The organism is Actinomyces bouchesdurhonensis (genome assembly GCF_963540955.1).
Taxonomy (GTDB): domain Bacteria; phylum Actinomycetota; class Actinomycetes; order Actinomycetales; family Actinomycetaceae; genus Pauljensenia; species Pauljensenia bouchesdurhonensis.
In genome coordinates, this window is record NZ_CAUTSL010000008.1 from 1 (window position 1) to 22,455 (window position 22,455).

A 22,455-nucleotide genomic window follows, 5' to 3' on the forward strand; every position below is an offset into this window, starting at 1 on the left:
GGACGGCGCCGTCGAGGTTCTTCCACTCCCCCTTGCCGACGCGGTATTCGAGGGTCGTCACGGTCGGGCGCATCTGGTCGCGGCGCATCGTGGTGAGCGCGTTGATGAAGCCATGGCCGCGGTACTCCTTGCCGTCGGTGGGAGCGTCCAGGCGCGTGTAGTCGATGGCGGCCTGCTTGCGCATGAGGTCGACGATCTGGGCGCCCGTGAACGCCGGGTGCGTGGCCTTGATGAGCGCGGCGATTCCCGTGATGCGGGGGGCGGCCATCGAGGTGCCGCTCGTCTTGGCGTAGCCGCTCGCATACTGGCTGGTGGGCACGGTGGAGTAGATGCCGTCGCCGGGGGCCGCGAAGTCAATGGTCGTGCCGTAGTTGGAGAAGTCCGCGCGCGCGAGCGTCGTCCACTCGGGCTTCGTCTCCTCGTTGACGCGCTTGAGGGCGCTCACCTGGCTGACCCCCGCGACCTGTCCGGGGACGCGGATAGAGCCCGCGACGGGACGGTCCTTGATGGGCGTGTCCAGGTCCGTCGGCGAGGCCGAGTCGGTCGTCGGGTTGTCGTTGTCGGCGCCCTCGTTACCGGCCGAGGCGATGACGGCCAGTCCGCTGCCCTGCGCGAAGGCGATGGAACGCGACGCCGCCTCCAGGCCCGCGGCCTGCTCCGGGTCGGTCGGGCTCCAGTACATCCACGGGTCCATCGAGTAGGAGTTGTTGACGATGTCGACCCCGTGGCTGGCCGCCCACATGAACCCACAGGTCACGTATTCCGGGTAGATGAGCTGCTCGGAGTTGGCGGCCTTGATCGACACGAGGGTCGCGTCGGGCGCGATGCCGTCGATGCCAATGCTGTTGTGGTTGGCGGCGATAATGCCCGCGACGTGCGTGCCGTGGAAGTAGTCGTCGCGCCACGAACCGTAAGCCTGGGAGGCGATGCCGTTAGTCGCGCAGGACACGGAGCGCGTCTGGTCGACGCGCCCGGCCAGGTCGGGGTGCATGTCGTCGATGCCCGTGTCGATGACGCCAACCGTGACGGGGGCGTGCGCGACGGGCACGGCGCCCGCCTCGCGCGCGCTCATCGCGGCGGCGCCCCAGTTCGAGATGTCCTCTTCTCCCTCAGCCTCGGTGGCATCGTGGTCGCGAGCGCTGTTCGTGCCGCCCGAAGGGGCGCCCGACTGTGGCCCGCTCGGACCGGTGCCGTCCCCGGACTGCGCCGGATCGGGCACCGGGTCGGGTGTTGGTTCGGGTGCGGGTTCTGGCTTCTCCCCGGGCGCGGGCGCCGCGGCTCGCTCACCCTCGGGCACGGGGGCGACGCGGGTCGGTCCGACCGAGTGCACCTTGATCCCGGCGCCGGCCAGGGCCTCGGCGATGTCGGGCGCGAACGAGGCCGACTCGCTCTGAGCGAAGAAGGTACCGATTTGGGGATACGAGGCCAGGGCGACGCCGTGGGCGCTCGGGACGAGGGCGAGGGCCCTCTCCAGCTCGGCGGGGCTGGCCCCCGGACTCAGGTTAATCGCGTAGTTCATCAGGCCCGCGCTACTTCGGGCGGGGGCTATCAGCGACGTGGGGTCATCGGCTCTGGCGGGTGGAGCGGTCGCGGTGGCCACGCCCATCGAGAGGGCGAGGACTCCGACGAGCCCGATGCGTGCAGCGTTGCGGCGCATGGTTCCTCATTTCAGTTGCTACAGTCACGCGCACGACACCGTGCGCGCATAAGAACCATCATCCTCGAGTTTGACATGTCCGACAATTCATAACGACTAACGTCGGGCAACACCCGGACAAATCAGGGCTTGACAGGGGGCTGCGCATGAGCGCAGCCCCCTGTCAGTATCGATGATGCCTCGGCGCGCCCCAACCTGGTACGCCGAGGCAGCAACTACGAGCGCAAACGACCGGACGAATCAAAGAAGTAGACAACGCCGTCGATCGTACGTTCGCCCGTCACCATGACGCCAGCCTCATCCAGGTAGTACCAGGACGAAGCATCCCTCACCCAGCCGGTAGCCATCGCACCCGAGAGCTGCAGGTAGTACCAGGACGATCCTTCCTTCAGCCAGCCGGTCACCATCGCGCCCGAGCCGTCCAGGCAGAACCACACGCCGTCCAACTCCAGCCAGCCGGTCACCATCGCGCCGGTCGCGGGGTCCAGGTAATACCAGGTGCCGCCCACGCTCACCCAGCCCGATGCCTGGGCACCGGACACTCCGTAGTAGAACCAGTGACCATTCTCGCTGGCCCAGCCGGTCACCATGTAGCCGCGCGCGTCGAAGCGGTACAGCTCGCCACCAATACGCATCGACGTCGACGCCGGGTAGGTGCCGTCGGCATTGCGCCACCACCAGCCCAGCGCATCCGAGATCCACTGACCGGCCACGGCCTCGTGCGTATCCTCGCTCGCCGGAGCAACCGTGAAAAGGGCCGACGTGGTCACGTCGTCGTCGGCGCGCGGATCCGGGTTGCGGCCCGAGGCCTCGACCCGAACAGCCTGCTGCCCCGACAGAGCCGAGACGTCCACGTCGTCCGCCCGCAGCGTCACGACGTCGCCCGTCAGCTCTCCCATGCCCGTGGTGGTGGCGACCACGGCACCGCCCACCAGCACTCGCGCCGAGGTCACGGGCCCGCCCACCGTCACGCGCACCGAGACGGAACCGGAGAGCTCCTGTCCGTCCAGCGGCGCCCACGCCGTCCCATCGGTCGAGTACTCGATGGGACCAATCACGGGCTGAGGCTGGTCTTTCAGGACAGCGTCGAGAGCATCCAGGAAGCCACTGCCGCGGTACTCCTTGCCATCCCAGGGCGCGTTAAGTTCGCCGTAGTTGCGCGCCGCCTGCTTCTTCATGAGGTCAATGACCTGCGCGCCCGTGTACTCGGGGTGCACCGACTTGATGAGCGCGGCGACACCCGACACGTGCGGGGTCGCCATGGACGTGCCGTCGGCGACCGCGTAACCACTCAGGTAGAACAGCAGCGGCGCGGTCGAATAAATCTGGTCGCCGGGCGCCGCGAAGTCAATCGTCGTGCCGTAGTTAGAAAAATCGGCGCGCGCCAAGGACAGGCCGGGGGCCACGTTGTAGGCCTGGGCGAGGGCGCTCACCTGCGCGACGCCGTCGATCATGGAGGGCACACGGATCCCGCCCTGAACATCACGGCCCTTCGTCGGAGCAGGCGCGTCGGTCGGCGAGCCGTCGTCGATCGTCGGGTTATCAATGTTGACGCCCTCGTTACCTGCGGCAGCGATGACGGCCAGACCCTTGCCCTGCGCGTACTTAATCGAACGGGTCGCCGCCTCCAGGCCCGCCGCCTGCTCCGGGTCCGTCGGACTCCAGTAGACCCACGGGTCCATCGAGTAGGAGTTGTTGACGATGTCCACCCCGTGATCGGCCGCCCACATGAACGCGCATGTCACGTACTCGGGATAGATGAGTCGATTGTCGTTCGTGGCCTGGATCGCCACGATGCTCGCCTGGGGTGCGATGCCATCAATGCCGATGTCATTGTGGTTCGCGGCAATGATGCCCGCAACATGCGTGCCGTGGTAGAACTCGTCGCGCCAGCCGTACAAGTCCTGCGTAGCGACGCCATTCACCGAGCACTTCACGGAACGCTGCGTGTCCACGCGGCCTTCCAGGTCGGGGTGCGTGTCCTCGACGCCCGAGTCCACGACGGCGACGGTCACGGGGGCGCGCTCCACGGCAACCGCCCCTGCCTCGCGGGCGTGCATAGCCTCGGCGCCCCAGTTGAAGACTTGTTCGCTGGTCGTGGAGGCCGCGTTGTTGCCCGTCTCGTCGCGCGTGGCAGCCAGGCCCCCTGACTGAGCGTCATCAGCCGCCCGGTCACCGGCTGCCGGGGTCTCAGCGTTCTCGTCGGCGGGTTCTTCACCGGTGGGAAGGGTGAGGCGCTCGTAATAGAGGACTTCCTGGGTGCGGGTCGGCCCGATCGAGTGGACGGGGATACCCGCGTCCCTCAGGGTGGCGGCCAGGTCGGGCGCAAATGAAGGCGTGGCGCTTTGCGCAAAGAAGGTTCCGATCTGCGGGTACGAGGCCAGGGCGGCGCCCTTGACCGACGGGACCAGAGCGATGGCGCGTTCCACGTCGGCTGAGCTGGTGCCCGGGGCCAGGTTGATCGCGTAGTTCATCTGATCATCGTTGGCGCGGGTGGACGAGATCAGGGGGCTGGTGTCGTCAGCGTGTGCGGGCGGAACCACCACCGTCGTCACACCCATCGACAGGGCGAGCGCGGCGACGACTCCAATGCGGGCAGCAGTGCGGCGCATTGTTCCTCGACTTTCGATTGTCATTGTCAGGATTTCGGCTGCATGTACAGCTGCGCCCATCATCCTAGAGTTTGTCAGTAACAACAAACTGTAGGCTTACCTTATTTGCTATTTGCGCAGCATTTCCGACAGGCCCCCACCGATTGCAAGTTCCCACCTCCAACACAAAGTCGCACGTAATTTAACTTGGTCAGCATTCGAGCGCCCCCACAAACGTTGCAATTTCAACGAGCCAATTTCAAACTCTGAAATAGTCGGGGAGGAATTACGTGCGACATTACTGGGGAAAGGTCGCGGCGATACCAGGACTGCTCCGAACGACCGTCCCACGACACAGGGTCCGACAGGCCCTCTCACAGCAAAGGGTCCGAACGGCCCTCCATTCCTCGGACTGTGATGTCGATGTCCAAGAAACGGGGGCCACTCACAAGGCAAGCGAGACGGGGAGCGCGCTCCCCGTCTCGCTGATCCGCTTACTCCAGGCCCGCGTCCAGGGCCAGCAGGTGATCGACCGTCTGCGGGCGAATAAACCAGCGGGCAGTGCCGTTCTCGACGGCGAGTACGCCAGGCTTCGTGACCATGTTGTAGTTCGACGCCATCGAATAGCCGTACGCACCGACGGCCGGCACAGCCAGCAGGTCACCACCCGTAATGTCAGCGGGAAGGTCAATGTCACGGATGATGATGTCTCCGCTCTCACAGTGCTTACCGACAACGCGGCAACGCGCCAGGGACGAGGCCTGGGCCGGGTCGCGGTTCGCGAGCGTCGCCGTGTAGACCGCGTCGTAGAGAACGGGACGGATGTTATCCGACATGCCGCCGTCGATGGCCACGTAACGGCGCACTCCCCCGCTTTCCAGGGAGACGTCCTTGACGACGCCGACCCTGTAGAGCATGACCATCGACGGACCGGCGATCGAGCGACCGGGCTCGACAGACACGTGCGGGACCGGCAACCCGTGGTGGGCGCAGCGCTCACGCACGACCCCGGCCAGCGCGCGAGCCACCTCGACCGGAGAGGTCGGGACCGGATCCTGCCCCGTGTAGGCGATGCCGACACCGCCACCCAAGTCAATGGCGGGCACATCCACGCCCAGCTCGCCGCGCACAACCGCCGCGAAGTCGACGACGATGCGGGCGGCCTCAGCAAAGGCCTCGGTCCCAAAAATCTGGGAGCCGATGTGACTGTGCAGCCCGCGGAAATCCAAGTGCGGCGCGTCCCTGATGGCTGCCACGGCCTGGTACGCCTGGCCGGTGGCCAGGGACAGGCCGAACTTCTGGTCCTCGTGGGCGGTCGCGATGTATTCGTTGCCGCCCGCGTGGATGCCGGATTTCAGGCGCACCATGACGGGCGCGGTGACACCGAGCGAAGCGGCGATGCGCTCGACCTGATAGACCTCATCCATCGAGTCGATGAAGATGCGGTGGATGCCGACCTCGAGGGCGAGGCGGATTTCCGCGTCGGACTTGTTGTTACCGTGCAGGCCAATCCGCGAAGGATCCACCCCGGCGCGCAGGGCGAGGCTCAGTTCGCCGAGCGAGGCGGTGTCGATACCCAGGCCCTCGGCCGCGACCAGGCGCGCCACGTCGGCGCTCAGGAATGCCTTGCCAGCATAGAAGACGTCGCCGCCGCTCAATCCGTATCCGTCCCAGAACTCCTCGGCCATCGCCGATGCCCACACGCGGGCGCGACCGCGCATAGCCTCGACGTCAAGCACGAAGGTGGGGGTGCCGAACTCGTCGGCGACGCTGGTCAGGTCGACGCCACCCACGCGCAGCACGCCACCCTCCCGCGCCGCGCTCCACGGCCACAGGTCGGGGCGCTCATCGGGGGTCGGGCACGTCAGGGTAACCGCATCGCTCACCGGGTCACATCCTCTCCGGCGCGCCCACACCGAGCAGGCCGAGGCCGGTGCGCAGCACCTGAGTGACCGCGTCATTGAGCCAGAGGCGCGCGACGTGACCGGACTCGACCGGATCGTCGCCGCGAGGCGTCACACGACACTGGCCGTACCAAGCATGATAGGTCGCGGCCAAGGACTCCAAGTAGCGGGCGATGCGGTGCGGCTCGCGCAGCTCTGTGGCCTGTGCGACCTGGGCGGGGAACTGGGCGAGGGCGGCCAGCAGGGCCTCGTCAGCCTCGGTGTCCAGGACAGCCGGGTCAAAGCCAGCATCGCGGGTAACGCCGTGCGCCGCCGCGTTGCGGGCAACGTTACAAGTGCGCACGTGAGCGTACTGCACGTAGTAGACCGGGTTGTCGTTGGAGTGGCTCGAAAGCAGGTCCAGATCGATGTCAACCTGCGTGTCCATGGAGACACGCACGAGGGCGTAGCGCGCGGCATCCACGCCCACGGCATCAACGAGGTCATCCAGAGTGACAATGGTTCCGGCGCGCTTCGACATACGCACAGGCTCGCCGTCCTTGACCAGGTTGACCAGCTGCCCGATCAGGATCTGTAGATTTTCGCCCGGCTTGTCGCCGAAGGCCGCGCACATTGCCATCATGCGACCAATGTAGCCATGGTGGTCGGCGCCAAGCAGGTAGATGGCCGCATCCGCGCCGCGCTCACGCTTGTTCAGGTAGTAGGCGACATCGCCCGCGAAGTAGGCCGCCTGGCCATCCGACTTGATGAGAACGCGGTCTTTGTCGTCGCCGTAGGTCGTCGTGCGCAGCCACACCGCGCCGCCCTCGTCGAAAACCTCGCCGCGCTCACGCAGGCGCTCGATCGCGTCAGCCACCGCACCGGAGCTGTGCAGGGAGTCCTCGTGGAAGAACACATCGAAGTCCGCGCGGAAGGAGTGCAGGCGCTCCTTAATCTCCGCGAACATGAGCTCGACACCACGGGAACGGAACACCTCGACGGCTTCGGCCTCAGGCAGCGTCACAGGGTCAGGTTCACCGGCGGCGTTCGCGTCGGCACGGACCTGCTCAGCAATGTCCGCGATGTACTGACCGCCGTAGCCGTCCTCAGGAACCTCACGTCCCGTCGCGCGAGCGTACAAGGATTGGGAGAAACGGTCGATCTGGGATCCATGATCGTTGAAATAGTACTCGCGGGTCACCGCGGCACCGCAGGCTGCCATGAGTCGCGAGAGCGAATCGCCGACAGCTGCCCAGCGGGCGCCACCCAGGTGCACGGGGCCAGTCGGGTTTGCCGACACGTACTCGAGATTGATAGAGTGACCCGCCAAAGTCGCGTTACGACCGTACTGCGCACCGGCCTCGACAATGGTACGAGCAAGCTCACCGGCGGCACCCGCACCCAGACGAATGTTGATGAAGCCAGGACCCGCGACCTCAACGGAATCGATGCCGTCAGCGGCGGCGAGATCGTCAGCGAGGATCTGTGCGAACTCGCGCGGCGCCATACCCGCCTTCTTGCCGAGCTGCATGGCAACATTCGTCGCCCAGTCGCCGTGCTCACGCACGCGCGGGCGCTCGACCGTCACAGGGTCAGGCACAAGAGCGGGGTCAATCGAGATGCGCCCGGCGGCCGCAGCGTCCAGCAGCGTCGAGCGGATAAGGGAGGCAAGTTCTTCAGGAGTCACCCCATTAGCCTACGGGGTTTTGGCTCGTCACCGCGAATGAATGCGCGGCGCGGGGATGAAAACCTGGCCACACGAGAGCCATCACGCGCGTCTTTCGTCCCGCGTCTACACGAAAGTCGAGGGTAAGATTTCGGGTAGCCGAACAATCATGACTGCGCAAGGAGGAACACCGTGAGCACCCCAGCCGCCGAGCACCACCACAAGCTCATCCCTCTCCTCGGTCCTGCCTTCGTCGCTGCCGTCGCCTACGTTGATCCCGGCAACGTCGCCGCCAACATCACGGCGGGCGCACGCTACGGGTACCTCCTCGTGTGGGTCCTCCTCGCCTCGAATATCTTCGCGATGGTCGTCCAGTACCTCTCCGCGAAGCTCGGCCTCGTCACCGGCAAGTCCCTGCCCGCCCTGCTCGGCGACCGCATGTCCAAACCCGGTCGCATCGCCTTTTGGATCCAAGCAGAGATCGTCGCCGCGGCGACCGACCTGGCCGAGGTCATCGGCGGCGCCCTCGCACTCCACTTACTCTTCGGACTGCCACTCCTGTGGGGCGGCATCATCATCGGCGCCATCTCCATGGCTCTTCTCGTCGTCCAAGGCGAGGGTAAGCAGCGCCAGTTCGAAACAATCATCGTCGCCCTGCTGGTCGTCATCACGCTCGGTTTCCTCGCGGGTCTGTTTGTCGCCCCGCCCAGCGCGTCAGGAGTCCTCGGCGGCCTCCTCCCCCGCTTCCAGGGCACGGACTCGGTACTGGTCGCAGCCTCCATGCTGGGCGCAACCGTCATGCCACACGCCGTCTACCTGCATTCCTCACTGGTCAATGACCACGAAACAGACGACCTGGGACCCTCCACCGCCGACTCGCGTCACTCCTCAGGCCACCTGTCGCGCCTGCTGCGCGCAACCCGCATCGACATCTACTGGGCGCTCAGCATCGCGGGCCTGGTCAACATCGGACTCCTTCTCCTGGCGGCAGCGGCCCTCGCAGGACAAAAAGGCACTGACACGATCGAGGGTGCGCACGCCGCGATCTCCTCCACTCTCGGCCCCGTCGTAGGCACTGTCTTCGCAGTAGGCCTGCTCGCGTCTGGCCTGGCCTCCACGTCAGTGGGAGCCTACGCAGGCTCCGAGATCATGAACGGCCTGCTCCACGTCCGCGTCCCGATCCTGGTGCGCCGCCTCGTGTCGCTGATTCCCGCTCTCATTATCCTTGGCGCAGGAGCGGAACCCACGTGGGCGCTCGTCGTCTCACAGGTCGCCCTGTCCTTCGGAATCCCCTTCGCGATCATCCCGCTCATACGACTCACAGCATCACGCGACGTCATGGGCGACTATGCAAACAACCGTGTCCTACGCGCGTCAGGCTTCCTGATCGCGGCTGTCATCGTCGCACTCAACCTGTTCCTGGTCTACCTGACGCTCACCGGTCAGGGCTAGGCGCCATGCTCACCCCACAGTCGCACGTAATTTGGTTCACCTTAGTTATCATAGGCATCCAGAAAACCGTGAAATTCCGCCACTTAGATTTCAAAATCTGAAACACGCACCGGGGAATTACGTGCGAGATTGTGGAGGAACCACGAGGCCGAGGCCGATCGCAGCCAGAGAACGAGGCCGGGGCCGAGTTCGCGGGTCGGGCCGACGGACCACCGGCCCCGTCTCGCGAAAAGATCACTCAGGCGCGCACGGAACGCTCGTAAGCGGCCATCAAGTCAATGCGACGCTGGTGGCGCTCATCCCCGCTGAAGGGAGTCTCGAGGAAAGTAACGATGAGAGCCAAAACCTCTTCCTCGCTGTGCTGACGAGCACCGACCGCCATCATGTTTGCGTCGTTATGCTCACGAGCTAGACGAGCGGTAGCATCCGACCACACGAGGGCGGCACGCACACCTTCCACACAATTCGCAGCCATCTGTTCGCCGTTACCCGATCCGCCAATAACGACGCCGAGGCTACCGGGTTCATCCACAACGGCCTGCGCTGCCTCAATGCAGAACGGCGGGTAGTCGTCGAGGGCGTCGTACACGTGTGCGCCGTGGTCGACGACGTCATAGCCTTTCTCACGCAGGTCAGCGACGATCTTTTCCTTGAGCTCAAAACCGGCGTGATCAGTGGCAATATGGACGCGCATGGAATCCTCCTGAGGGGTTCTCGAACAAGGAACGCCCACTAGTATGGCACACCTCACCGTCACGCGCGGGCGTTTGAAGCCTGCTAAACTGGCGGAGCTGCCCCGATAGCTCAGCGGATAGAGCGCTTGCCTCCGGTGCAAGAGGTCGCAGGTTCGAGTCCTGTTCGGGGCGCCACGCGTACCCAGGCCAGCACGCCACCGCCCGCTGACACCTCCCAGCGCCGCGCCCCGCCACACGCTCGCGCAGACGCGGCATCAGGACCGCCGCTATTCACACGACCACCGCGCGCCCGCACCCGTGCACCTGCCCGCCCCGGCCTCGTCGATGAGGCGACCCCCACCTCGGACAGCGCCCGCACGCCCGCGCACACGACATAAAATAAAGAGCGTCTCTATTGTCTACCAAGGAATGGCCAATGACCTACCCGTGGTGGAGTCTGCTCCCCTTCGTCGCGATGCTTGCCTGCATCGCCCTGCTGCCCATCATCCCGAAGACCTCGCACTGGTGGGAAAAGGAAACCTCTCAGCTGTCCGTCGCGCTCGCTCTCGGCGTGCCGACGACAATCTGGCTGTTCATGAAGGCCGGCAACGGCCCCCTCATTTCCACGGGCGTGGAGTACGTGCAGTTCATTGCGCTGCTCTTCGCGCTGTTCGTGGTCTCCGGCGGCATTCACCTGGCCGGCGACATTCAGGCGACCCCGCGCAATAACACGATCTTCCTGGCGATCGGCGGCCTGCTGGCCTCGTTTATCGGGACGACCGGCGCGGCTATGCTGCTGATCCGCCCACTCCTGGAGACGAACAAGGAACGTCAGCACCGCGTGCACACGGTCCTGTTCACGATCTTCATCGTCGCGAACTGTGGCGGCATACTGACTCCGCTCGGCGACCCGCCGCTCTTCCTCGGCTACCTGCACGGTGTTCCTTTCACGTGGACGCTCACACTGTGGAAGGAGTGGGTGTTCACCCTGGGGCTGCTGCTCCTCACCTACTACTCGATCGACCGCGTACGTTACGCGTCCGAGGACACGGCCTCCATCGAGTCCGACGACCGTGACGTGCAGCCCCTGCGCCTGCACGGAAAGATCAACCTGTTGTTCTTCGCGATCATCATCCTCTCCGTCGCTTTCGCCCCTTCCTGGGATGGCGAGGCGCTGGCCGAGGGTCACTTCGACTCGTGGGTCGACCTGGTGCCCTGGCGCGAGGTCATCATGTTCACGGTCGCGGGCCTGTCCTACAAGCTCTCGGACAAGAAGGTGCGCTTCGAGGAGAACGCGTTCACGTGGGGCCCGATCATGGAGGTTGCGACCCTATTCATTGGCATCTTCTCGACGATGGCGCCGGCGCTGCGCTACTTGGAGCAGATTGCCTCGGATCTGCCGCTGACACGCATGACGTATTTCGTCTTCACGGGCGGCCTGTCGTCCGTCCTGGATAACGCTCCGACGTACATGACGTTCTTCGAGATGGCGAAGGCTTCCGGCGGCGAGGGCACTCTGATCGCTGGTGTGCCCGAGTACTACCTGATTCCGATTTCGCTGGGCGCCGTGTTCTGTGGCGCGATCACGTATATCGGCAACGGCCCGAACTTCATGGTCAAGTCGGTCGCTGAGGCGGACGGCGTACCCATGCCGTCGTTTGGCCGGTACATCGGCTACGCGTTCACGCTGCTGGTGCCGGTCCTGGCCGCCATGGCGATGATCTTCGTGGACGAGTCCTGGCTGGTTCGGGGCTTGGGCATCGCCCTGGCAGCCGGCCTGGTGTTCCTCGCGCTGGTGCGTATCCGTCGCGCGGGCCTGGACGAGGCCGTGGCTGACTTCAGCGGCAGGGCGTAATCGAGCGGGCGGTCCTGACGGATGTGTCGAGGGGGCGGGGCCGACCGGCTCCGCCCCCTCAACGCATGTGACGCTCGCCCCGCCGAGGTCCCTCGGCTGTCGTTGCATTCTGTCGACGTTGTCATTTGTTCTCGTCGCCGCTGGTGTCGTCGTCTGGTGGTCCGGACGACGCATGACGTTGCTCTGTGCAGCTCGTGTTGTAACCACAGGCGCACGCAATCAGCCCGGCGGCAGAATCGTTCACCGAAGGGGGTAGCGAGTGATGCAACCACCCCTAGAATCCGTTGTCAGGCTCGGCATCGGGAGTATGTTCGGGCTTTGGCTGATGGTTTGAACTTCACGCAGGCAGCTCATGCTGTCGGGGTTTCGAAGCGGACGGGTAAGGTCTGGCGTAATGGTCGGACTCGTTCAAGTGGCCGGTGTGAGCGAGCCAGCATCGCTCCGCAGGAGCACTGGTACCGTCTGTATATGAAGTGCCAACCTCATCGGGTCAGTCAACGTTTCTTGTCTTTGACAGAGCGCATGCTCATCTTTGGGTGGCGCGTCGAGGGAGTCTCGATTCGGGATATTGCTCGCCGTTTGGGGCGTTCGCCCTCGACGGTGAGCCGGGAGCTGAGACGAAACGGGATTACGTCCACGTGCTACAACCCTTATATCGCTCACATGCGAGCAGGTAAGCGCCTCAAACGCCCCAAGGCGCGCAAGTGCGCTGATCCTCGCTTGTGGGCCATCATCTGGGACAAGCTTGAGCTCAGATGGAGTCCGGAACAGATTTGCGCCTACTTGCGCACGCGTTTCCCGCATAATCAGAGCATGAACCCATGCGTGGAGACGATTTATCAGTCCATCTTCATCCAGGCCAAAGGAGCGCTCCGTAAGGAGATTGCTTCCCTGATGCGTCAAGGACGAACCCGCAGGCGCCCGGCCGCCTACGCTCGTGGGGTGCGGCCTCGGTTCAAGGATCCTATGGTGATGATCAGTGAACGGCCCGCCAGCGTGGAGGACCGGGCGGTCCCCGGACACTGGGAAGGCGACTTAATTATCGGCGCCAAGGGACAATCCGCCGTCGGCACGCTGGTGGAACGCTCCACCCGGTACACGATGCTGCTCCACTTGCCCAACGGACACACCGCCGTTGAAGTTCAAGACGCCATTATCGGAAAGCTCGCAGACTTACCGCACTCCTTGCGTCTGTCACTGACCTGGGACCAGGGAAGCGAGCTGGCCCAACACCGCAAGATTGCCTCCGAGCTAGGCCTTGACGTGTACTTCTGTGACCCACACTCACCCTGGCAACGCGGCACGAACGAGAACACGAACGGGCTCTTGCGCCAATACATGCCCAAAGGCACCGACCTATCGCCCCTGACCGAAGCAGACCTGGACGCCATCGCCGACCAGCTCAACGAACGCCCCCGTAAAACGCTAAACTGGGACACACCCAAGCAGCGCCTCGAGCTGCTGCTCAGGGCATAGCATGTGTTGCAACCACCCCTAGAATCCGGCTTGACAGGTTCTCGCGGGGGGGGGCTAGCCTGACCACTACTGACCACAATGTAAGGGGAGATAGTTGTCAGGTGGAATCAAATGGAACGCGGACGATGTGTCGCGTGCCGTCAACATCTTGGAGTACTCATGCGAGGACGTCTGTTCCTATACTCTCGAGGCCCCGAGTGGCGCCGGGAGCAACGAAGCCGATCTTACGGCTCAGGTTGAGAGGATCAATAAGGTGATCTGGAAGGCAGCCTTTTGTTCGTCAGCTGTCGCTCACGGTCTGACGGCAGCCTCCGAGGCCTTTGCCAGCACCGACGATCAGGAAGCCATAAACTTTCAGGCAATGCAAGATTATCTGCGCAACAGGGGGGCACGATGAGCGCCAGCGACCCTGCAGAACAGCACGGCGCCTCATTTTCCATGCCGTTTCCCATCAACGTTGACGCTCTCTTCGATTTTGAGGCGCAGTGCGCGCAAAGCGCGGAAGTAGTGGAACGCGCAGACGGTGATGCGGCCCGTGCTTCGTCCATCGTGGCTCAGCAGGAGGCTCTTCTTGTCGAGGAATGCAGAAACGATCTGAGGATCACATCAGAAGTCTGCGAGGAGGTTTCTGACGATCTGTCCACGCTCAAGAACGCGGTGTCAGAGCTCGCTTGGTCGATGCGGTCGGTGCGCGACAAGTACCAGGGAATCGCGCAGACAGCGCAAGCTTACGGCCTGCCTGTCCAAGGTGACGCTGTGACCCTATTCGAAGACGCAACCGAGGACCTTGTCAGGATTTTCAATGATCTGAAAGCACAAGCGCTGGTCCAGCGGCAAAACTATGAACGCGCGGAATACGTGTTCTCGCTCGCATTAGACGGCTTACAAGTGGATCTCTACGAGCGATGGATTGAACCCGTGTTCAACGCGTTCAAGGAACAGTTTGTTCTAGATGAGAAACACCCGTTAGCGAGGGCGCTCCCCTATGCTGTGGGGCTGTTGGACATGGGCGGGCAAATGACCATCGGGGGTTCGATGGTGCATTTCAATCGGCTGTATGAAGCTCCCGAGGGTTTCTTCGCCAAAGGGGACCTGTCGAAGTGGGCCTTCCGGCCGATCGGGAGACACGGGCTGGAACCAGTGGCAACACGACAGATATTGCCGGTCGCCACAAAAATTGGGAAGGTCGCCGGCATAGCGGGGGCGGTCGTCGATGGTGGTATCACCGCCTACGACACGTACCAAACCGATACCGAGCAGCACCCCGAATGGAGCGAGGGCCACAAGATAGCACGAGCTGGTACAAAAGGAACCCTCACAGGCCTCGGCACGTGGGGAGGCGCGGCACTAGGAGCGAAAGGCGGCGCTGCCATCGGCGCTGCCGTCTCGGGGCCTTTCGCCCCCGTTGGTGCAGTCGTTGGCGGCATTGTCGGCGGGGTCGTCGGCGGCTTGATTGGGCACTACGCCGGAGAGAAGGTCGGAGATGGGGCCAACTCAGTCATCGATAGCCATATGGACAACGGATAAGGTTTCAGATTATGACACATGATCGCATAATGCCCGTAGCGACATTTCTATTTGGTATCTTCTGTATGACAATGTGGTACCTTGAAATGTTCTCGGACAGTCGCCTTGGCCACATATTGAGAACCATGACAAAATCCAGTCTCCACAGCAGAAACTGGTCGACAATCTGCACCCCTGCGTTCTCTTTGATGTTCATTGATGTTGGAGTCATGAGCACCGCTGAGGTGAACATCATTCCACGCAGCCTTTATTTCCCTTGCGTTTATGTATCTTTATTCCTTGTCCTAGTGATTCTCATTGGGCTCCTACCTATCAGGTTTCCCCGGTGTGTCTACGCCGATTGGCAGTACGCCAAGCGGCACGGGCTCCTGGATGAGAACGGAAACATTGACCAGGAGGCATACGAGAAACACACAAAAGGCAAGGAATTCTGGTGAACGAACGCGGGGCTGTATCCGCTATCTCAGGGCCTTTCGCACCCATTGGTGCCGTCGTTGGTGGCCTGGTCGGCGGCGTCATCGGCGGAGCGATCGGGCACTATGCTGGTGAATCTGCTGGTGATTGGATCAATGATAAGGGTGTAGACCGTGTTGCAGCGTCGATGGAATGAGGGATGACTTATGAAGGATAATTTGCTTGGCTGTCTATGCGCTCTGATTCTTGGCGTTCTTGGCGTGGGCATATGGTACGCCGAAATGTTCACGGACTCCAAGGCTGCGAACCTATGGCGTCGTATGAACGGACAAGGTCGCATCAGCAAGAACTGGGCAGCTATCGGTTCTCCGGCTCTATCATCTATTTGTTTCATCTATCTATTTTCTGTTCTCATTGAGAAGCAAGCACCCGGCTGGCTAATATTTGGGCTTGCATGCCTCATGATGCTCCTCGGCCTCGTCATTCTCATCGGCCTTCTACCGATCAAATTTCCCCGGTGTGTCTACGCCGATTGGCAGTACGCCAAGCGGCACGGGCTCCTGGATGAGAACGGAAACATTGACCAGGAGGCATACGAGAAACACACAAAAGGCAAGGAATTCTGGTGAACGAACGCGGGGCTGTATCCGCTATCTCAGGGCCTTTCGCCCCCGTTGGCGCTGTCGTTGGCGGCATTGTCGGCGGCGTCATCGGAGGATTGGTCGGGCATTCTCTAGGGGAAGAGGCTGGAAATCTTGCCAATGACGCTATCGTCGATCCCCTCAATGAAAGATGAGCACATGAACGAGAATCTTAAACTGGCTATTGTTGGGATCGGCATGGGTCTATTTGGAATAGCAGTCTGGTATACGGAGATGTTTACTGATTCAAAAGCCGCAAACCTGTGGCGCCGAATGAATGGACAGGGGAAGATCAGCAGAAACTATGCTGCTATTGGCGCACCTGCGATTTCTATCACTTTCTTTATCGTCGGCATATCTGGAATTGTCAGGTATTACCACCTTCCTAGAATTTGGCTCACAGGCATCGCAGCAGTGGCTTTGTTCGCCGCTGCCTTCCTGCTCATCGGCCTTCTACCGATCAAATTCCCTCGGTGGGTCTACGCCGATTGGCAGTACGCCAAGCGGCACGGCCTCCTGGATGAGAACGGAAACATCGATCGGGAGGCTTACGAGAACCATGCGGGCAGGAAGGAATTCTGGTGAACGAACAGGTAACAATGACCCTTTCCTCGGGATGGAGATTCCTGACCCCGGAGGAATACTCACAGCTCGGCCCCCTAGCAGATGATCCCAGCGTCCGCCTCGTCGCCGTCGCTTCGACAAAAGATGAGGGAAATGTTCCGACCTTCGTAGTCACCGGCGGAGCACTCAGCACCGACGCGAGCGACGACGACGTCTACGCGGACACCATCAGGCAGGTGAAGGATGCGCTGCCCGGATTCCACCTCATTGACGACTTCACCTGGCCGGTCACGCCTCAAGGCGCACGCTGGCGCACTGGCGTCTACATTCTCGATAATGTGTCACTGACGCTCACTCAACTCACGTGGATGACACGCACAGCTCCGGTGGGGCAGCTCTCGTCGCAGCGCTTCCTGTGGACCGCGACGTGTACGTGCCCCAGCATTCTCTTCCCGACGGTCATCGATGATTTCATCACGATGACTCAAACCCTGGAGGTAGCACCGTGAGCGACCATCCCACCGAAGACAAGTCTGCTGATCAGCTCGTCGTGACCGTCGAGCAAGCCGACGCTCTGCTCGACATGATCGCCAGCAACGATAAGGACAGCACCATCTCAAGCGCTGCACTCTCCAGCGGACTGGTGTCACTCGGACTAGTCGGCGCCAACGGCCTGGCCGGCGACGCCGCACGAATCCTCGAACCGGTGCGAGCAGCACGCTCCCAAATCATTATCCGCGTCCTGTCCCCTTCCATCTCGGGCATCATACGCGACTGGAGGATCTGGCCCACAACACCTCGCTCCGTCGTTATGCGTTCCGACGTGGACGGCGTGCACGTCAGCCAGGTTGATGACTGCGAAGTCCCCCATATCCTGGCCTTATCGTCCCTGCTGCACGCCGGACCTACCATCCACGACGGGCCTCCTTACATTCCCGCGGACTTCGTCGCTGCGATTCGTTCCCTGGATGCGCAAGGCGCTCAAGATGTGCTCAACGATCTCGTGACATATGGCCCCGCGGAGTCACACTTCGCCCAGGACTGCGTCTCGGGGCGCTGGAGCGTCGTAACCTGCGTGCGCGAAGAGAAACGTCGCGGACAGTGGCGGACGGGGCCACACTACGAGTGTTTCGTGACCGACCACATGCACGCGCACATCCACGCGCCGCTTGACGGCAAAGCCCTCGCCCGGCTGTCAGCCGATCCAACACTGGACGCGCCGCCTCGCGCTGCGATCTGGGCGATGATGATGGGGCTACTGGGCGGGTAGTTCACCTTCCCCAGGCAACGCACCCGCATGACGAAAAGTCAACAACACGTGCCTTACCCCCGTAAGCGGCGTGTGTTAGCGGGCGCGCACCCGCCGGTGCGCACCCGCCAATTCACGCAACAACCTCAGTCTCTGGGCCCCGAGACAGCGCCGGGCGCCGGAGGCGGGGTCCACAGGCCGCGCGCGTCCAGGAAGTCCCGCAGGAATGCGGGGCGATCGGTGACGATGCCGTCCACGCCGACCTCGAGGAGGCGCAGCACGTCGGCCACCGTGTTGATGGTCCACACGTGCACCGCCAAGCCGAGGGTGTGGGCGGCGGCCACGAAACGTTCATCCACGACGCGGACGGGACCCTGACGCATCGGCACCTGCGCGGCAATGGCGCCCTGGCGTGGGCCAGGCACGTGCCACCACGCCGGGTTTGTCGCGCTCTTCGCGGCGCCCACGAGGCGCACCACGGCCTCGGTCCCCAGAGACGTGGCCACAGCACGATCCGGGTCGGAGGCGGCGGCATCGCGCACGACGCGCAGACGCGGCTCCGAGAAGGAGGCCACGAGCACGCGATCAGCGGCGCCATGGTCGGCCACGACGTCGAGGAGCGGCCCCTCGACGCCCGGCTCCTTCACGTCGATATTGAAGTACGCGTCCGGGAAGGCCTCCAGCACCTGCGCGAGGAGGGGCAGCTGCTCCCCCGAGTCGCGATGGCGCAGCGCGGACAGCTCCCGCCACGTCATCTGCGCAATCACGCCGGTCCCGTCGTAGCAGCGGTCCACGGTCTCATCGTGGCAGATGACGACCCGCCCGTCAGCGGTCACGTGCGCGTCGGTTTCAATGTGACGCACCCCGGCCTCGTAAGCGTGAGAAAACGCGGTCATCGTGTTCTCGGGAGCCTCCTGGCCGCCGCCCCGATGGGCGAAAACGATGGGTCCCTGACGCATAGTCACGGGCATCATGAGCAAGACTCCTGTCCGAGGTAAACGGCTTTGTGCGCCGTCATCCACGCCTCCGGGTCCACGGGAGTGTCAGAGGAATCATGGATTTCAAAGTGCAGGTGCGGGCCGGTGGACCAGCCATTGGAGCCGACCGCACCAATGACCTGCCCAGCTGTGACAGTGTCACCGACCTTCACCTTAATTTTGTTCATGTACTGGTGCAGGTAGGCCGAATGGAAGACCGTGCCGTCCGCCAGCGTGTGCTTAATCTGCACGTAGGCGCCCGAACGCGAATTCTCTGCGACCTCCTCGACGACCCCGCCGTACACGGACGTGATCGGCGTATCCAGGGGGGCAGCCATGTCAATGCCCTCGTGCGCGAGCAGCTGCCCGGAGACAGGCGAAATACGCATCGTGAAAGGCGACGTGATCGTGTAGGTCCCCTCGGCCAGCGGCCAGTAGATCGTGTCGGCCACGACCCTCACACTACGGTTACCGTCCGCGCCGGTGCCGACCGCGCAACCGGTGACGGACACGGGCGCCTTAGTCTTGGCGCGCGAATTCGCGGTCAACGTACCGTCCAGCGCGGTGGCCTGAGGCAGAATCTGGGAGGAGGCCCAACTGCCGCCGCCCACGGACGCGCCGAAGGCGCGCGCGGGAACAGTCAGGGAGGAGTCCGATCCGACGCGACCAGTCATCGGCACGGCGATGGTCGAACCCGCCAGGCCGACGACCAGGAGGGCACGCAGCACGTAGCCGACCGGGTGAACATGCCGTCGTTGCGTCTCCTCCGACGAGGCCGACCCACCGTCAGCGTTAAGGGTGCCTTCCCTGGGAATTGATGTGTCGAGAGGCGGGGTACCGGTGACGGTTTGTGCGCCACCAAGCGGGACGAACGGCGTCCCTTGCACGGGGGTGGGCGCATCGGCCTCGGCAACAGGGCCGTTACGATCGGGTCCTACACTCAGCGAAACGGGTGCGGTGGGACGAACAGGCGGCGGCGGAGGGGGCTGCACACCGCGGGGCTTGTCCCCGGTAATAGGGGTTCCCTCGCCGCCCTGGGAGCGCGCGGCGCGCAGCTGCGACCGCTTGGGCAGCGGGCACTCGTTCTCGCTCACGCTTTCTCCCCTTTCGCTTTCTGATCGTCCCACTCTAGCAACGCCCTCGTAGGCTGTGCCAGCCGCTGCCTCGTCAGGGCCGCTGGAGGGCGTCGCGAACTTCGCCGACGAGCAGCTCCAGGATGTCCTCCAGGAAGAGGATACCGACGACTACCCCCTCGTCGCGCACGAGCGCGCAGTGAACACCCGTGCGCTGCATGTGACGCAGCGCATCCTCGACCTGGTCGGAGGAGGAAACAGCCTCGAGGCGGCGGATACGCCACGGGGTGATGGGCTGGTCGCGTTCGCCCCCGGTCGCGTACAGAACATCCTTTAAATGAACGTAGCCGACGATGGAACCGTCGTCGCCTGCAATGGGGAAACGCGAAAAACCGGTGTGAGCTACGTGTTCCTCCACGTCGGCGGGCGTGACGTCTTCTGGCAGGACGACGAGGTCGTCGAGGGGCACCATCGCCGATCCCGCGGTCTCCTCGGAGAACTCGAGGGTACCACTGAGCAGCCCGAGCTCGTCGGTCAGGACGCCCTCGGCTTGGGAGGCCACGACGATGGAGGCCACTTCCTCAACCGTGTAGGTGGCGGAGATTTCCGAGCGCGGCTCGTAGCCGGCCCGGCGCACGAACCAGTTCGCGAAATGATCCATGGCATCGATGATCGGGCGCAGGACGTGGCCCAGGCGCACGAGGACGGGGGCCAAAATCAGCAGCATGCGCACGGGGGCGGCGATCGAGATGTTCTTGGGGACCATCTCACCGAAGACGACGTGACAGAAAAGGACGACCACAAGGGCCGCCGCGAATCCGACGACGTGGCTGGTCGCCTCGGGGGCACCCAGGCGCTCAAGCGGAGACTCGACCAGATGCGCGATCGCGGGCTCGGCGACGACGCCCAGCGTCGTGGACGCGACCGTCACGCCCAGCTGGCAGATCGCCAGCATGAGCGAGACGTGGCGCAAGGCGAAAAGGGCGGCGCTGGCTCCACGCGCCCCCTCGTCGACGAGCGGCTCGACCTGCGAGCGGCGCGTCGAGGTGACGGCGAACTCGCCGGCAACGAAGAAAGCATTGACGGCCAGCAGGGCAACGGTGATGGCGAGACCAACTCCGACGCTCACAGCGACACTTCCTCGTCCTCGGCGGGCGCGGGCGTGATCGCCACCTGGGCGACGCGCCTTCCCTGCATCTGGGTGACCTCGATGCCGATGCCATCGACGCTCACACGCGAGCCGACGGAGGGGATGTCACCCAGCTCGTTCATGACGAGGCCGCCGATCGTGTCGTAGGGGCCGTCCTCGGGCAGGTTGATGTCGGTGCGGCGGGCGAGCTCGTCGGGGCGCAGCGTTCCGGGCACGAGGAACGTGCCGTCGGGACGCGGGCGAATGCCGAGGCGACGCTGATCATGCTCGTCGGAGACCTCGCCGACGATCTCTTCGACGACGTCTTCGAGGGTGACGATGCCGGACACGCCACCGTATTCGTCGACGACGACGGCCATCTGCAGGCCCTCGTCGCGCAGCTGGACCATGAGGGGGCCGATCGGCGCGGTCTCGGGAACCGAAGGCGCGTCGGTCATGAGTGACGAAGAGACGACGGGGACTTCGGCGCGACGATCGGCGGGAACACCGACAGCGCGCCGCAGCGAAACCAGGCCGAGGATGTCGTCAGAGTCGTCGCCGATGACAGGGAATCGGGAGTGCCCGGTTTCGCGGGCCAGGTCGAGCACGTCCTGGGCGCTGTCGCCCTCGCTCAGGGTGTGCAGGCGGCCCCGGTCGGTCATGACGTCGGCGGCACTGAGCGTGTTCATGCGGATCGTGTTCGTGAACAGGTCCGCTGTGGAGGTGTCGAATGTGCCTTCTTCGGCTGAGTGCTCCACGAGGGCGGCCAGCTCGGAGGCGGAGCGCGCCGACGAAATCTCTTCCTGCGGCTCGATGCCCATGCGGGCGAGCACCCAGTTCGCGGTCCCGCCCAGCACCCAGATGATGGGTCGAGCGATGATGGTGAAGACCATCTGGAAAGGAACGACGCGCGAGGCCGTGGACATCGGGTGAGCAAGAGCGAGGTTCTTAGGGACAAGCTCACCGAAGAGCATCGAGAAGACGTTGATGAACACGGCGGCCACGAATGCCGCGATGCCGGTCGCCAAGCCCCACGCCAGGCCGACTGATCCGAGCAGGTCCTCCAGCAGGTCAGCCAGAGCACTCTGCGTCGTATAACCGAGCAGGATCGTGGTCAGCGTGATACCGACCTGCGCACCCGACAACTGAGTTGATAGAGAGCGGGTCGCGCGCAGGACCGAAGCGGCACTGCGGTCCCCCTCCTCCGCCTTCTTCTCGAGGACCGCCTGGTCGACCGCGACCAGCGAGAACTCGGCGGAGACGAAAACGAAGGTGCCGGCGGTGAGAACGATGCCGAGCAGGAGCATGAGCGCGGTCGTCATCGCGTGGCCCCCTCAACGAGGCAGGGGCAGACCCGGCGCACGCGCTGGGGCAACGGGAGAAAAAGAGCAGCAAAAGAGCCGACAGTGTCGCATTCCATGATGATTCCAGTCTAGCGGTCTGCGACCCGCATCCCCGTCTACGTGTCCACGCACACGCCGCGGTGTGCCAATACTCTCCCTATGACGGACCAAAGGCCCTTGAAGTACACGCCAAAGTTGTACCAGGTTTCGTGAAGACGGTCACGCGGCGGTAGAATCGCTCCGGTATGGTCGCCGCGACATAAGCCCATGCGTGCGGCGTGAGT

Annotated in this window: 19 protein-coding genes and 1 tRNA gene; 11 read left to right on the top strand and 9 right to left on the bottom strand. The window is 63.6% G+C overall.

Annotated features, from left to right (window positions below):
• From RYL44_RS02370 to argS, 4 genes are all read right to left on the bottom strand, one after another.
• Nucleotides 1–1,657 (bottom strand): S8 family peptidase (locus RYL44_RS02370; protein WP_314974980.1); only part of this gene is annotated, 1,657 nt, incomplete at its 3' end.
• A gap of 215 nt (nucleotides 1,658–1,872) precedes the next feature.
• Nucleotides 1,873–4,269 carry a S8 family serine peptidase gene (locus RYL44_RS02375; RefSeq protein WP_314974981.1) on the bottom strand — a complete coding sequence of 799 codons (2,397 nt, stop codon included), beginning with the start codon at nucleotides 4,267–4,269 and terminating at the stop codon, nucleotides 1,873–1,875.
• Between the two features lie 473 nt (nucleotides 4,270–4,742).
• On the bottom strand, nucleotides 4,743–6,134 hold the full coding sequence (lysA, locus tag RYL44_RS02380) for a diaminopimelate decarboxylase (RefSeq protein WP_314974982.1): 1,392 nt from the start codon (nucleotides 6,132–6,134) through the stop codon (nucleotides 4,743–4,745).
• 4 nt (nucleotides 6,135–6,138) lie between these two features.
• Nucleotides 6,139–7,818 carry an arginine--tRNA ligase gene (argS, locus tag RYL44_RS02385; protein WP_314804737.1) on the bottom strand — a complete coding sequence of 560 codons (1,680 nt, stop codon included), beginning with the start codon at nucleotides 7,816–7,818 and terminating at the stop codon, nucleotides 6,139–6,141.
• 171 nt (nucleotides 7,819–7,989) lie between these two features.
• On the opposite strand from argS, the gene RYL44_RS02390 reads away from it, so the two are divergent.
• Nucleotides 7,990–9,249, top strand: a complete 1,260-nt coding sequence (locus RYL44_RS02390; RefSeq protein ID WP_314974983.1) for an Nramp family divalent metal transporter — start codon at nucleotides 7,990–7,992, stop codon at nucleotides 9,247–9,249.
• 238 nt (nucleotides 9,250–9,487) lie between these two features.
• On the opposite strand, the gene RYL44_RS02395 is transcribed toward RYL44_RS02390, so the two are convergent.
• Nucleotides 9,488–9,943, bottom strand: a complete 456-nt coding sequence (locus tag RYL44_RS02395; protein WP_073982568.1) for a ribose-5-phosphate isomerase — start codon at nucleotides 9,941–9,943, stop codon at nucleotides 9,488–9,490.
• A 99-nt stretch (nucleotides 9,944–10,042) separates the two neighbouring features.
• Between RYL44_RS02395 and RYL44_RS02400 the strand changes: the two genes are divergently transcribed.
• From RYL44_RS02400 to RYL44_RS02445, 10 genes are all read left to right on the top strand, one after another.
• Nucleotides 10,043–10,118 (top strand) — tRNA-Arg (locus RYL44_RS02400).
• Nucleotides 10,119–10,359: 241 nt separating this feature from the next.
• Entirely contained in the window at nucleotides 10,360–11,778 is a 1,419-nt protein-coding gene (locus RYL44_RS02405; RefSeq protein WP_314974984.1) for a sodium:proton antiporter, read from the top strand.
• A gap of 330 nt (nucleotides 11,779–12,108) precedes the next feature.
• Nucleotides 12,109–13,254 carry an IS30 family transposase gene (locus tag RYL44_RS02410; protein WP_390883769.1) on the top strand — a complete coding sequence of 382 codons (1,146 nt, stop codon included), beginning with the start codon at nucleotides 12,109–12,111 and terminating at the stop codon, nucleotides 13,252–13,254.
• A 393-nt stretch (nucleotides 13,255–13,647) separates the two neighbouring features.
• Nucleotides 13,648–14,781 carry a glycine zipper domain-containing protein gene (locus tag RYL44_RS02415; protein WP_314974985.1) on the top strand — a complete coding sequence of 378 codons (1,134 nt, stop codon included), beginning with the start codon at nucleotides 13,648–13,650 and terminating at the stop codon, nucleotides 14,779–14,781.
• A gap of 433 nt (nucleotides 14,782–15,214) precedes the next feature.
• Nucleotides 15,215–15,391 carry a hypothetical protein gene (locus tag RYL44_RS02420; protein ID WP_159430571.1) on the top strand — a complete coding sequence of 59 codons (177 nt, stop codon included), beginning with the start codon at nucleotides 15,215–15,217 and terminating at the stop codon, nucleotides 15,389–15,391.
• Nucleotides 15,392–15,401: 10 nt separating this feature from the next.
• On the top strand, nucleotides 15,402–15,824 hold the full coding sequence (locus RYL44_RS02425; protein WP_390883768.1) for a hypothetical protein: 423 nt from the start codon (nucleotides 15,402–15,404) through the stop codon (nucleotides 15,822–15,824).
• The gene (locus RYL44_RS02430) at nucleotides 15,821–15,991 is read left to right on the top strand and encodes a hypothetical protein (protein WP_314974987.1); all 171 of its coding nucleotides are present in this window, start codon (nucleotides 15,821–15,823) and stop codon (nucleotides 15,989–15,991) included. Before RYL44_RS02425 ends, RYL44_RS02430 begins: the two co-directional genes overlap by 4 nt.
• A gap of 4 nt (nucleotides 15,992–15,995) precedes the next feature.
• Nucleotides 15,996–16,421 (top strand): hypothetical protein, encoded by a 426-nt coding sequence (locus RYL44_RS02435; protein WP_314974988.1) that lies wholly within the window; start codon nucleotides 15,996–15,998, stop codon nucleotides 16,419–16,421.
• Entirely contained in the window at nucleotides 16,418–16,909 is a 492-nt protein-coding gene (locus RYL44_RS02440; RefSeq protein ID WP_314974989.1) for a hypothetical protein, read from the top strand. Before RYL44_RS02435 ends, RYL44_RS02440 begins: the two co-directional genes overlap by 4 nt.
• Nucleotides 16,906–17,670 (top strand): XRE family transcriptional regulator, encoded by a 765-nt coding sequence (locus RYL44_RS02445; protein ID WP_314974990.1) that lies wholly within the window; start codon nucleotides 16,906–16,908, stop codon nucleotides 17,668–17,670. Before RYL44_RS02440 ends, RYL44_RS02445 begins: the two co-directional genes overlap by 4 nt.
• Before the next feature lie 125 nt (nucleotides 17,671–17,795).
• Here RYL44_RS02445 and RYL44_RS02450 read toward each other — a convergent pair whose 3' ends face one another.
• The 4 genes from RYL44_RS02450 to RYL44_RS02465 all read right to left on the bottom strand — a co-directional run bounded on the left by RYL44_RS02450 (nucleotide 17,796) and on the right by RYL44_RS02465 (nucleotide 22,150).
• Complete coding sequence (locus RYL44_RS02450; RefSeq protein WP_314974991.1) at nucleotides 17,796–18,623, bottom strand: glycerophosphodiester phosphodiesterase family protein; 828 nt, start codon at nucleotides 18,621–18,623, stop codon at nucleotides 17,796–17,798.
• Nucleotides 18,620–19,513 (bottom strand): M23 family metallopeptidase, encoded by an 894-nt coding sequence (locus RYL44_RS02455; protein ID WP_390883770.1) that lies wholly within the window; start codon nucleotides 19,511–19,513, stop codon nucleotides 18,620–18,622. Before RYL44_RS02455 ends, RYL44_RS02450 begins: the two co-directional genes overlap by 4 nt.
• A 280-nt stretch (nucleotides 19,514–19,793) precedes the next feature.
• Complete coding sequence (locus RYL44_RS02460; protein WP_314974993.1) at nucleotides 19,794–20,828, bottom strand: hemolysin family protein; 1,035 nt, start codon at nucleotides 20,826–20,828, stop codon at nucleotides 19,794–19,796.
• Nucleotides 20,825–22,150 (bottom strand): hemolysin family protein, encoded by a 1,326-nt coding sequence (locus tag RYL44_RS02465; protein WP_314974994.1) that lies wholly within the window; start codon nucleotides 22,148–22,150, stop codon nucleotides 20,825–20,827. The genes RYL44_RS02460 and RYL44_RS02465 overlap by 4 nt, the downstream gene beginning before the upstream one ends.
• Nucleotides 22,151–22,455: the final 305 nt, after the last annotated feature.